Below are 12,171 nucleotides of genomic sequence, written 5' to 3'. Positions count from 1 at the left end.
GCATTAGAAATTTATTTTGTGTTAAATTTATCCTATGATTCACAAAGCTGCATAATAGCTAAGGGACGAATGTCCTTTTACAGAGAGAGAGCTATGTAGTAGTGATGCAGGAACAGGGGGAATAGAATTGAAGAAATCATTTTTGCTAGCGATAGTAATGATAGTTGGTTTCATGAGTTCAAGTATTATACCAGTTCAAGCAGAAACTGCTGATGATCTTGAAGAAATTCGCGATCAGCGTTCAGACGTTAAAACAGAATTATCTGATTCTGAACAACAAGTTGCTTCCGTGTTAGAAGAGTTGGAGCAGTTAAAGAGTGAGATTGCAAGCAAAGAAAATGAATTAGAAGAGAAGCAGCAGGATATTGATGAGACAGATCAACAGATTGATGCTTTATTAGACGATATTGTTGTTTTAGAAGACGAAATGGAAGAGCTTGAAGAGAAGATAGAGGAACGTTTTGAGATATTACAAGATCGGATGGTAGCTGTGCAGCAATCCGGCGGAGACATCAATTATCTGGAAGTTCTCTTCGGTGCACAGAGCTTTGAAGACTTTATTTCACGCGCCAATGCAGTGAATAAAATAGCTGATTCCGATGCGAAATTAATTGAGCAGCAAGAAACGGACATCGCTTCTTTAGAAGACAAGCAGAAAGAAGAAACTGAGAAAATGAGTGCTTTGAATGATTTAAAAGATGATCAAAGCACAGCAAAAGAAAATATGGAAGTTGCACTTGCTGACAGCAATGCTCAAAAAGATGACCTGGAAACAAAGCAATCTGATTTAGAAGCGCTTGTAGAAGATCTGGAAATCACAGATTCACAATTAGCCTCTTTAGAAGCGGATACGCAAGCAGAATTGGCTGCTGCGGAAGAAAAAGCAAAAGAAGAGGAAGCAGCTAAGCTTGCAGCAGAGGAAGAAAAAGCTGCAGAAAAAGAAGAAGCAGAGAACGAGGAAGAAACGAAGATTCATCAGGAAAAAGAAACCAGTGTGGCATCTAAGACAATAACCAATGAACCGGAAGAAGAAGAGAAAGAAGAAAAAGAAGAAAAAGAAGAGGCTTCTGCCGAAAATAATACATCTGAGAAGAAAGAAGAACCTAAAGAAGAAACGAAAGATAACGATAAAGAAAAATCTTCTGAGCCAAAAGAACAATCAACCGAAAAAGAAGAAAAGAGCTCTAGTAAAGAAGAAGAAAGCTCTAATAAAGAAGAAAGTTCCGGAAAAACATTTACCGTTTCATCAACAGCTTATACAGCTGACTGTAGCGGATGTACCGGCCTTACAACAACTGGTTTTGATTTAAATAAAAACGCAGGTGCAAAAGTAATTGCGGTTGATTCAAGCGTTATTCCGCTTGGCAGTGTTGTAGAAGTAGAAGGCTATGGCGTAGCTGTAGCACGTGATACGGGCGGAGCAATTAACGGTAATAAAATTGATGTGTTTTATTCAGATGAATCGCAAGCACACAGTTGGGGAAGAAAAGACGTAAAAGTAACGATACTAAGATAATGAAAAGCATGTGTTCCGAATGTAGTTGGAACACATGCTTTTTTCTAAGATGAATGATTTTTGGCATGAAAAAAGTCTCAAAATGCAATTTTATCCATTTTGAGACTTTTTCTGTCTGGATTTTCTTGTTATGAAAAAGACATTTAGTTAATGACAATACTTTGAATAAAAGCAAAGTACCCCATGACAACAAAAACCAGAGAAGCCAGCCAAGAAAGAGCCGGATGTTTTTTTGTTTTAAATATATAGATACTGCCGGCGAGACAGGCAAGTGCTAAGGCAATAAAGAAGAAAACAGATCCTTCTAATGCTAAACCAATACGAACGCCATCCATGGTCCCGTTATAAAACATATTGAGTATGGGAGCGTAGCCGCTATGTTCGATTAGACTGTCCATATAAAGAGGTGGTGACTGCTCATTCATAATACCTGTCAGCAACAGGATAAATAGAATAATAAAGAACTCTACACGTATCCAAGGTCTTGCCTGGAAGCTTGCATCAGCCTGTAAACGCCGCTTCATCCAGATTCCATTAAAAATGGCATATACGAATAACGGAATGATAAATAATTGTTTTAAGAATAAACTTTGTCCATAAGAAACAAGTAAAGCTTCGTCATACTGTCTGAGATCAACGGTGAATTGTGCTAGTAAAATACCGCTGATGACAACAATAACAAAACAGGTTAGTGCAAAAGGGTGATACTTATTGATGAAACGCAGCCAATCTATATTTTTTGGTACAAACCAAGAGACCATTATCAATGTTCCAATCCAGGCACTTACTGTCAGCATATGCACACCGTGTATGAATACACCGAGAAATCCCTCAAAAGAACCGGCATGACTCGCCCAGCCAACACCAAATGCTGCAAAGCCGGTAAAAATCATTCCGACCCATGCTGTTTGTTTACTGCTTGAGTCTTTGACAGAGGCAATATAAACACTGAAAAGTATACAAATAATAAATAGAAATAACCACGCATTTCCAATTCGGAAGGATAATAAAACATCTTCAAATGCTGAGCCTAAGGAAGAGCGGCCAGCAATGTGGCTAATTAGCTGGATAAGAGGAACAAATGCAAACAAAGCAATCCCCCATACAGCTGCAAGCTGCAGATTGGAAGATATTTTAACCTTGATATGGGAAGTGGCAGGAAGCAATCGAATGAGAAAGCTCCCTGCTAAAAAGGCAAGACAAAGATATAAGAACGTTTCTGTAAAAATCGTTACAAAAAACATACATTATTTCTTCCTTTTGAGTAATACAATAGCAATGATAGCGACAATAGCGATAACCAGAACAGTAATCAGCAAGGTATTGGAGCTCGTATCATCTGCTGTTTCTTCCTGTACATCGCTTTCTTGGGCTGATTCACTTTCATTTGTCTGTTCATCGGTTGCATCTTCTCCATTTTCAGCAGCTTCCGTGTCTTCCTCTTCTTCCACTGCTGTTTCCTCTGCATCCACTTCAAATGAAATAGAATCTTCCATTGGATGACCATCTACGCCAATAATATCCCAGCTGAGGGTATATGTTCCATTTTCTAATGGCTCTGTGACATCCGCTGAAAATTCATCGTCATTGACGGTCTGATTGTCAAGCGCAATTTCTGTACCATCTTCAGCCTGCAACTCCATCACAGCACTATCTTCAATCACTGTTTCAAAATACAATGTTATATTGTCTAACGGCTCGGTGACCGTGGAACCTTCCTCTGGATCAGACGTATCGAGATGTGTATGAGCAAAGGCAGGGCTTGCACTGAATGCGAAAAGCAAGGCAGCGAATGCCAGTACTCCTGTAAATTTCTTCATCATTTTCCTCCTTTATCTAATGAATTCAGTATAATTTCTTCAGCCTTAAGCTTATAGGAGAATACTACTTGCGACAAGTTTCATGAAAATAAAAAAGTAACATTTCTTTGAACTATGAACAATTAATGACAATGGTTTTTCTGGGGAAAATAAAAGTATAGGATTTTTCTTTTGTATCCGTACCATTCGATATTCCACTAAAGGATAATGCTTAGAGTGTTCTAAGAAATCGAAATATGCGTCAGGACTTTCTTTAACGAATGTTCTGTTTTCTGGTAAACTGTATAATAGACTGATTTGGAGTCATATCCAATTTTGAAGGAGGCCATATAATGTGTAGTTTTCCCAATATAGAAGAAACAAAAACATTAATCAAAGATTTGGTGAACATACCAAGTCCAAGCGGCTATACAAAAGATGCGATTCAATTTATTGAAGAAAGACTATCAGCAAGTAACGTTCAAACCAAGCGAAATCGGAAAGGCGGTTTGATTGCAACGCTCCCAGGTAAAGATACTTCTAAACATCGTTTTTTGACAGCGCATGTAGACACATTAGGAGCCATTGTCAAAGAAATAAAAGCAGACGGCCGCCTGAAAATACAGGTTATCGGAGGGTTTCCGCTTAATTATGTGGAAGGAGAATACTGTACCATTCACACGGTAGGCGGAGAAAAAATTACCGGTACGATTTTAATGCATCAGACAGCTGTTCATGTGTATCGAAAATCCGGCGAATTACAAAGAGATACAGAAAATATGGAAGTACGAGTGGATGAAGTGGTAAAAAACGAAGAAGACACCCGTCAATTGGGTATTGAAGTTGGCGATTTTATTTCCTTTGACCCCCGAGTAGAAATAACAGAATCCGGCTTTATTAAATCACGTCATTTAGATGATAAAGCAAGTGCAGCTATCTTGATCAAAGTAATTGAAAAACTTGCTGCAGATCAGACGGAATTGCCATATACAACGCATTTTCTTTTTTCCAATAACGAAGAAATCGGTTATGGCGGCAACTCCAATATCCCGCCGGAAACCGTCGAATACTTAGCAGTGGATATGGGGGCAATCGGAGACGGACAAAGAACCGATGAATATACGGTATCCATTTGTGTAAAGGATGCTTCTGGTCCGTACCATTACGGTCTTCGCAATCATCTCACAGAAATTGCAAAAGCAAACGACATCGAATATAAATTAGATATTTATCCTTATTATCAATCGGATGCATCAGCAGCGATTCATTCCGGACACGATGTGGTTCATGGACTGATTGGGCCGGGGATTGATGCTTCCCATGCGTTTGAACGCACACATGAATTATCTCTGAAACATACGGAGAATTTGGTTTATCATTATGTGCAGTCGGAAATGGTTGAGGAATAATGGAGTAGAGAATAAGACTGGGTACCTTACCTGGTCTTATTTTTTTGCGTGAAAAATAGACCTCTCTAAATAAAAGCTGTACGATTCAAAATAAAAAATAAAAGTACGTAAATCCCTTTGTACATAAGGTTTCACCACGAATATAAGCTGATTATTTTTAAATAACAAGTTGACTTTATATCGATTATGTTATATGGTTAGTTACATAAGTAATTAACCAATTAAGGGATGAGGCTAATGAAAAAAGAATTAGATGAAAACAAACCGATTTTCCTGCAGATAAAAGAACAAATTGAAGATTCGATTATCGATGGCTCATTGAATGGCGGCGAACGTGCACCTTCCACCAATGAATTTGCGAAATTTTATCAGATTAATCCAGCCACTGCCGGCAAGGGGATCAATGAGCTTGTCTCAGAAGGTATTTTGATTAAAAAACGGGGTGTGGGCATGTTTGTTACAGAGGAAGCAAAAGGGATTGTGATCGAAAAAAGAAAGCAGACATTTTATGAGAATTATTTACTCCCAATGAAAAGGGAATCGGAGAAATTGGAAATGGATAGACAGGAACTCATTAATATGCTTAATCGAGAGGATGAGGAACATGGAAATTAAAGTGAATCAATTAAGTAAAACCTATGGGGAAAGTCATGCTTTAGACCAGGTTTCCTTTACGCTGGAGGGGAATAAAATTTATGGACTGCTTGGGAGAAATGGTGCAGGTAAGACGACATTTATGGATATTCTAAGCGGTCAAACATTAGCGTCTTCAGGAGATATCACCATTGATGGAGAAAACCCATTTGAAAATCAGCGGCTGACAGAATCCATCTGTTTGATCAAAGAAGCGAATAATTTCAGTCCAGAGTTAAAGATAAAGCAAGTATTGAAGATTTTTGCTTATTTTTACCCAAGCTGGGACCAGGAAATGGCGGAAGAATTATTAGAGACGTTTCATTTGAAACAATCTGCAAAAGTAAAAACGTTATCGAAAGGAATGGAGTCTGCGTTAGGAATTACAGTCGGTTTGGCAAGCAGAGCACCTATTACTGTATTTGATGAGCCCTATATCGGTATGGATGCGCCTTCCCGTAAGCTGTTTTATGACATTTTATTGGATGATTATCAGGAAAATCCGCGGACAATTATTTTTTCTACGCATTTGATTGATGAAGTCAGTTTAATGTTTGAAGAAGTAATTATTCTAAGAGAAGGTTCTGTTATTCTTCAGGAAAGCTCAGAAGATTTGCGGGCAAAGACAGTTGCTGTTTCTGGACCAAAGGACAAGGTGAATGCTTATTTATCGGATAAGGATATTATCCAGCGTACGGATTTAGCAGGCAGCTCCATGGCATATGCTTTCGGCAGCAGGAAAGAAGCAGAAGAAGCCGGTCTGAAAGTGGAAGGTGTGCCAGTGCAGGAGCTGATGATTCATTTAACAGAGAAGAAGAAAGGGGCATAATCCATGAACAATCAAATAAAAGGCATGTTTTATTATTATACGGTTGATGTGGTTCGAACCGCTAAAATATTTTTTTCGATATTAATAGGTATCATCATTGCATCAGCTATTATTTGTTATTTATTATTGGGAGTCGATGAATTTAAAATGTATTTCGCCATCCCGTTTGCAACATACTTTAACGTTGGTATTGTCGGATTTCAATTAGTGAAAGGCAATGTTCCGTTCGGATTAAAAATGGGAGCGACCCGTAAAAATATGTATGTTATGCAGCTCTATTTTATGTTTGTATACTCCTTGGCGATAGCTTTTATTGGAAGCACCCTGCAGCAGATAACGGAATGGATATTTCAAGCGGCTGGTGTGACGAATTATATTTATGTTCATCCGGCAATGCTTTTGACAGATAACTGGATCATGCGAATTGTCGTGGATACCCTTGTTATGTTCTTGATTATGGCTGTATTGTATTTCATTGCATTATTATTTTACCGGACGGGATTAGCCGGTGGAGGAACTGTACTGGGAGTTCTAATGGTTGTTATCCTATATGGTGCTTTTGAAGGTTGGCTGGTTGATGCCGTTGTCAATCTGTTCTCTGATGTGACTATAATGACCTTTATAAGCATGTTTTTCATCGGTATCGTGTTTTACTTGATAGGTTTTCCGTTTATGCGGAAAATCACCATTATAAATAGACGTTAAAAAAATAGGAAGGGGCTGTTGCATAATCCATAATCGATTATGCAACAGCCCCTTTTCAAAGTTTTACATAATATTGTTAATCAACACCAAAATCAGTGATGGTTAAGCTATATCGTGGTATTAGACAACCGATAGGCAAACATTGTGTTAATTAGCCGATTCACCATAGATTTTGGAACATATTTATCCTTTAAAAGGTAATTATTTTAAATTAGGGTTTTCGGATTTTGCCTCATTAACTTGGGGTTTCCGAAAGCCACCAGCAATATCTGCCTGCTTAAATTCTTTAGAGTAGTGGACCTCTTGCGCGTCAGCAATGTCTCTCTTTTTTGCTGGCTGATATTGTATATTTCTCATGAATAACCATCCTTTCGATTAATGTTCGTTCTAATATATATTTTCCCGATTTAAATGAATTAAAACATCCTTGTTATCGACTGATATTTTCGCAACCTTTAACATTTTATCAATCCCTTTTTATAAAAAGTGCAAATTGAATAGTGTTCTTTCAATGAAGACATGTATTTAAAGAATAAATGTTTACCTACGTTGCTATTTAATTATTATAAGGCGCGATGCTTAAAATAAAGTCGTGAAACTTTACCCCTTTGGATTTTTATCTAAAAGGGGGTTTCTTATAGTAAAAGTAATATAAGGTTATACAGCAAACGATCCATTTGTCACCCATAATTTTTGGTGAGAGCCAACACGTATTTAAGGATTTTATAAGATAAATGTGATTGTAGTTTAAGGATGAAGGGATATAGTAAAGACAACATATGAAATAGGTAAAGGATGAGTTTATGATGAAACAACGTATTGATACTTTAGATTTTTTGCGAGGATTTGCTTTATTAGGCATCATATTTGCGAATATCACACTAATAATATTACCTTCCTCCCTTCAAACAGACTATTTTTGGAGCCAAATCTTAAATTATGCGGTATACGAGCGATTTTTTATTATCTTTTCTTTTTTATTTGGAATTGGTTTCTATATTTTCATGACACGAGCAGTAAATCGAGGTGATAAAAGTACTGCATTGTTTATAAAAAGATTGATTGTATTATCCATTTTTGGATTGATCCATCAATTTTTCCAATTAGGAGAAGCTTTGCTCCCTTATTCGATTTTCGGATTCATTCTTATTCCTTTTTACAGGTTTAAACCGAAAATTAACTTTATTATCGCTGTCATACTATTAATCCTTGCCGTATTTCTTGGCGGAAGTTATTTTATGATCTTGCCTATGTTTCTACTAGGTTTATGCATGGGGCAATGGGGGATTTTTGAAAATATTAGAGCATATCAAAAAGCATTTCGTATCGTGCAAATTTCATCTCTTTGTCTCTTGCCTGCAGTACTTTTTATTCAATATTTCTTAACGGAGGAAAATGGCCAAATCGATCTAGCTGGTGCCATTGCTGCGCCCTTTGTAAGTGCGTTCTATGTGACTACTTTAACACTCTTGCTCCGGCACAATATAATTCAAAAGTTATTAACACCTCTTAAGTATGTTGGAAGAATGGCGTTAACGAACTATCTCGTTCAAACCGCTCTGATTTTAACAGCTAGTGGTCTATTCGATTTAAAAGGTCATGTGCATCAAACAACATTAATGAACATAGCCATCGTAATTTTAATCATCCAAATGATATACAGCACTATTTGGTTTCAATATTTTAAGATTGGTCCCATGGAATTTATATGGAGAATAGCAACGTACGGAAAGCTGCCCAATCGTTATAAAATGAATGCTAATCATCCAAGATTACTCCAATAATGCGAAAAGGAGTGACTCAGGGGAGGAGGTGGTCTCAATGTAAAAAAACAGAGAGGTTTATAAGTGAGCACTTTATTATTCTCTGAAAGGGGTATCTGGATAACAACCAAATTTTTCAAGGAGGGAATTATATTGAAGAAGAAATGGTTAGCGGTAGTTCCTGCGGTTACAGTTGCGCTTGCAGGTGCACCCCATATTAATCAAACAGTAGATGCAGCTCCAGAAAATGAATCGGTTCAACAAGCAGAATCAGAAGTACCAGCAGGATATGAAGCAATATTAAATTGGCCGCCTGAACAACAGCCTACCGTCAAACATGGGAGCCAAAAAAGTTTTGAAGTCGAATTTATTCAAGTGATGTTAAATCACTTTGGGTTTGAAACAGAAGTGGATGGGGTTTTTGGTTCGCACACAGACCAACAAGTTCATCAATTGCAAGCTGAGAATGGATTAGTACAGGACGGAATTATCGGCGTTGGTACATGGGCTGTATTACTTGAAGAATATCAAGCGGAGTTGTTTACAGTAGAAACAGCGATTGCTTACGCAGAGAAAAACTTAGATAATGAGGATCTAGTGTTTAGCAGCAATGGTGAACTTCATAGAGACTTAGATGGAAAAGTATTTTATTCCTTGAAAGCACAAAGTCAAGATTTAATTGATAACGGAGGTACTGGCACGGTCGGATTCTATGATGTGTATCAAAATGGAGATGTTATAGAATCAAAGCCAAGATAAGCACAAAAAGGGTGGCTTGAGGGAACAAGTTTAGCAGGAGGGATAACTTATGACATCTAAAAAATCAGCATCTAAAGTAACTGCCGCTCTATTACTTACAGGTTCAGTTTTGGATAAGTCCCTCCTATACAGTATAATTTCATGCCCCATTACAGGTGTGTTAAATGGTTTGGGTTTTCTGACAATGCCTTTTGAACTGCTTTCTTTTTAGTGGATTTTTTCGGATTAGTTATTAAATAAAGATATTGGTAATGGATATATAAGGAATTTTAAAATATATGTTTTTACAAAAATCAGGTGCGTTTGTGACACGAAATGATTACATTTTTTGATAAAAAAGGTATAGTACTTCATAAAGAATGAATCCGTTTTGATTAATTTTTTTCAAAACGGTTTTTTCATGAAACATAAAATGTGGGGTAGCGAGATGTTTGTCATCAAAATTTATTTTAAACCAACTTCATAGGAGTATAAAATAGAACAGATAGTAACGTTGAACACGTTAATACCTGCTCGCTATTATTATATAAATAAGATAAGATTTTCTAAAATACCATATAATTCATCTTTACTAGCATGAATTAATCATTCGTGTTAAAATTTGATTAGTTAATCAAAAAGTAATTCAGTTATAAATATATCCAGAGGAGAATATAAACGATGCAAAATGAAACCGTACTTGGTTTAACAAAACTTGATAAAGGGATTATTATTATAGGCGGTCCGCTTCTTGGAGCGATTATTGGCTGGTTTATCCAAATTATTTCGAGCTGGCTGATCAAGATTCCTTTTGTGCCGTTTGGCCCGTTCTTTGAATGGATTGTATCCTGGAATAGCTCTTGGGTATCGATTATTGGAGTAATCGTCGGTTTGATTGCCGGAATCCTTTTTGCACTGTATGCGTTTAGTGAATCATTAAAAATGACGATTACCGATCAAGAAGTTACAATGAAAAGGAATGATAAAGAAGTAAATTTGCAAAAAAGAGATATTTCCGCCATTTATATGGATAGAAAAGAGATTGTTGTTTTAGGTCAAAAAGGCGAGGAACGGTATCGTTCGCAAACGGATGTAAAGCAGCCGAAAATAGAAGCTGCTTTTTTGGAACATCGGTTTCCATGGAAAAATCAAGATCCTCACCATGCAGAATATCAGCGCTGGGTTCCGGATCAACCTGATTTCCCTGATTCTGTTAACAGGCTGCTTGCTGCGAGAGAACAGGCGCTGAAGGAAGAGGATGAAAAAGAAGCCATGATATTGCGAAAAGACATAGCAGCCGAGGGAGCTATTATCCGTGATGAGGACAAACGGCAGTATGTAAGGATGATAAGAGGGTGATACGAAGTGACGAAAGAAAAAACATTTATCTCAGAAGCGCGGAGAGAACAAATTTTAAAGGCAACCATTGACGTATTGAATGATATTGGCTATGTAAAATTAAGTCTTGCTAAAATAGCAAAACATGCAAAAATTAGCACTGGGTTAATTTCCTATCATTTTGCGGATAAAGAAGAGTTGATTCACCATACGTTAAATTACTTAATTGGGGCACAGCTGGAATTTATTGATGACTGGGTAAAGCGGGAGACAGATATTTATCAACAGCTGCTTGGTTACATAAAAGCCACCCTCACGTATCAATATGAATATGTTAAAAATAATGTAGCACTGGTTGAAATTATTTTTAATGCCCGGACAGAAGATAATATCCCGTACTACAAATTAAATGAAGGAGAAGAGGATCCGCTTTATCTGCGATTAGAATCTATTTTATCTGAGGGGCAGGAGCAGAAAGTATTTTCATCTGATTTCCAGCCAAAAGCGACAGCTATCCTTATTAATGGCGCAGCAAATGAAAGCATGCTGCTGCAAAGTGACAGTTTTGATAACCAAAATTATCAGCAGGAATTAATCAAAATGGTAACGAAAATAGTTCAATAAAAGAAGAGCCTCCGCATTTTTGCAAGGCTCTTCTTTTATTGAACTTCTTAGATAACATACAGATAAATACATAAGAAGTGGCCGAGGCTTCCCAACAGGATAAAAATATGGAATATTTCATGGTAACCGAAATAACGGGAACGCAAGAATTCCGGTTTCAGCCAGTAAATCACTGCACCGATGGTATAAAGGATTCCCCCAGCGATTAAGTAGACCATTCCTCCAGTGCCGATAACTGGAGCAAGTGCCCCGCTATAGAAAACAGCTATCCATCCCATTAATACATAGAGCAGCGTGGAAAGCCATCTGGGGGAATGGAACCAGATTAATTTAAAAAGAACACCGAGAACCGCAAGGACGGTAACGACCCAAAACAGAACCCATCCAGTTGTTCCTTGCAGCGCAATCAGGCATAGCGGGATATATGTACCAGCAATTAATACATAAATCATGGCATGGTCCATTCTTCTGAAAAAAGCAATCGTTTTGGGACCTGCGATGACAGAATGGTAAACTGTTGAAGCGGTATATAACAAAATTAAACTAATGCCAAATGCAGCCACAGCACCAACATCTAAAGGTACACCAACCCGGGCTGCTTTGACAACAAGTAATATTAATCCAGCAATAGATAAAACAATTCCGATAAAGTGAGTAAAAGCATTCATTGGTTCACGTATAAATTTATGCAACTATTAACCTCTCCGATCTGTTATGTAGTTTTCAATACTATGTAATAAATATATACCTATTTCATGAAGTAGTCAACATTTGAATTTTGTATGATTATGTCTATAATGATACGTAGATATGTTAA

Annotated in this window: 14 protein-coding genes; 10 read left to right on the top strand and 4 right to left on the bottom strand. The window is 37.2% G+C overall.

The window, feature by feature from the left end:
* Nucleotides 1-127: 127 nt before the first annotated feature.
* On the top strand, nucleotides 128-1,516 hold the full coding sequence (locus B7E05_RS22540) for a PcsB-like coiled-coil domain-containing protein (protein ID WP_080875194.1): 1,389 nt from the start codon (nucleotides 128-130) through the stop codon (nucleotides 1,514-1,516).
* Nucleotides 1,517-1,659: 143 nt separating this feature from the next.
* Here B7E05_RS22540 and B7E05_RS16240 read toward each other — a convergent pair whose 3' ends face one another.
* Together B7E05_RS16240 and B7E05_RS16235 are read right to left on the bottom strand one after the other, a co-directional pair.
* Nucleotides 1,660-2,760: a copper resistance D family protein gene (locus B7E05_RS16240; protein WP_080875193.1), complete on the bottom strand. Its 1,101-nt coding sequence runs from the start codon at nucleotides 2,758-2,760 to the stop codon at nucleotides 1,660-1,662.
* A 3-nt stretch (nucleotides 2,761-2,763) separates the two neighbouring features.
* The gene (locus B7E05_RS16235; protein WP_080875192.1) at nucleotides 2,764-3,336 is read right to left on the bottom strand and encodes a copper resistance CopC family protein; all 573 of its coding nucleotides are present in this window, start codon (nucleotides 3,334-3,336) and stop codon (nucleotides 2,764-2,766) included.
* A 332-nt stretch (nucleotides 3,337-3,668) separates the two neighbouring features.
* On the opposite strand from B7E05_RS16235, the gene B7E05_RS16230 reads away from it, so the two are divergent.
* From B7E05_RS16230 to B7E05_RS16215, 4 genes are all read left to right on the top strand, one after another.
* Complete coding sequence (locus B7E05_RS16230) at nucleotides 3,669-4,724, top strand: M42 family metallopeptidase (protein ID WP_080875191.1); 1,056 nt, start codon at nucleotides 3,669-3,671, stop codon at nucleotides 4,722-4,724.
* Between the two features lie 237 nt (nucleotides 4,725-4,961).
* Nucleotides 4,962-5,339 carry a GntR family transcriptional regulator gene (locus B7E05_RS16225; RefSeq protein ID WP_080875190.1) on the top strand — a complete coding sequence of 126 codons (378 nt, stop codon included), beginning with the start codon at nucleotides 4,962-4,964 and terminating at the stop codon, nucleotides 5,337-5,339.
* The gene (locus tag B7E05_RS16220; protein ID WP_080875189.1) at nucleotides 5,329-6,186 is read left to right on the top strand and encodes an ABC transporter ATP-binding protein; all 858 of its coding nucleotides are present in this window, start codon (nucleotides 5,329-5,331) and stop codon (nucleotides 6,184-6,186) included. The genes B7E05_RS16225 and B7E05_RS16220 overlap by 11 nt, the downstream gene beginning before the upstream one ends.
* A 3-nt stretch (nucleotides 6,187-6,189) precedes the next feature.
* The gene (locus B7E05_RS16215; protein WP_080875188.1) at nucleotides 6,190-6,891 is read left to right on the top strand and encodes a hypothetical protein; all 702 of its coding nucleotides are present in this window, start codon (nucleotides 6,190-6,192) and stop codon (nucleotides 6,889-6,891) included.
* 201 nt (nucleotides 6,892-7,092) lie between these two features.
* On the opposite strand, the gene B7E05_RS21945 is transcribed toward B7E05_RS16215, so the two are convergent.
* Nucleotides 7,093-7,248 carry a YfhE family protein gene (locus B7E05_RS21945; RefSeq protein ID WP_143833244.1) on the bottom strand — a complete coding sequence of 52 codons (156 nt, stop codon included), beginning with the start codon at nucleotides 7,246-7,248 and terminating at the stop codon, nucleotides 7,093-7,095.
* A gap of 449 nt (nucleotides 7,249-7,697) precedes the next feature.
* Here B7E05_RS21945 and B7E05_RS16210 point away from each other — a divergent pair, with 449 nt between their 5' ends.
* The 5 genes from B7E05_RS16210 (at nucleotide 7,698) to B7E05_RS16195 (ending at nucleotide 11,354) form a co-directional block, all read left to right on the top strand.
* On the top strand, nucleotides 7,698-8,675 hold the full coding sequence (locus tag B7E05_RS16210) for a DUF418 domain-containing protein (RefSeq protein ID WP_179134559.1): 978 nt from the start codon (nucleotides 7,698-7,700) through the stop codon (nucleotides 8,673-8,675).
* Nucleotides 8,676-8,807: 132 nt separating this feature from the next.
* Entirely contained in the window at nucleotides 8,808-9,413 is a 606-nt protein-coding gene (locus B7E05_RS16205; RefSeq protein ID WP_080875186.1) for a peptidoglycan-binding domain-containing protein, read from the top strand.
* A 49-nt stretch (nucleotides 9,414-9,462) separates the two neighbouring features.
* A complete protein-coding gene (locus B7E05_RS22195; protein WP_179134558.1) occupies nucleotides 9,463-9,624 on the top strand; it encodes a hypothetical protein in 162 nt (53 codons plus the stop codon).
* A gap of 449 nt (nucleotides 9,625-10,073) precedes the next feature.
* Entirely contained in the window at nucleotides 10,074-10,751 is a 678-nt protein-coding gene (locus B7E05_RS16200) for a YqeB family protein (RefSeq protein ID WP_080875185.1), read from the top strand.
* Between the two features lie 6 nt (nucleotides 10,752-10,757).
* On the top strand, nucleotides 10,758-11,354 hold the full coding sequence (locus B7E05_RS16195; RefSeq protein ID WP_080875184.1) for a TetR/AcrR family transcriptional regulator: 597 nt from the start codon (nucleotides 10,758-10,760) through the stop codon (nucleotides 11,352-11,354).
* A 47-nt stretch (nucleotides 11,355-11,401) separates the two neighbouring features.
* Here the strand turns inward: B7E05_RS16195 and trhA are convergent, their stop codons facing one another.
* A complete protein-coding gene (gene trhA / locus B7E05_RS16190) occupies nucleotides 11,402-12,046 on the bottom strand; it encodes a PAQR family membrane homeostasis protein TrhA (RefSeq protein WP_080875183.1) in 645 nt (214 codons plus the stop codon).
* Nucleotides 12,047-12,171 lie beyond the last annotated feature (125 nt).

The organism is Oceanobacillus timonensis (assembly GCF_900166635.1).
Taxonomy (GTDB): Bacteria; Bacillota; Bacilli; order Bacillales; family Amphibacillaceae; genus Oceanobacillus; species Oceanobacillus timonensis.
The sequence above is the reverse complement of the archived record's forward strand: the minus strand, read 5'-3'. Positions and strand labels throughout refer to the sequence as shown.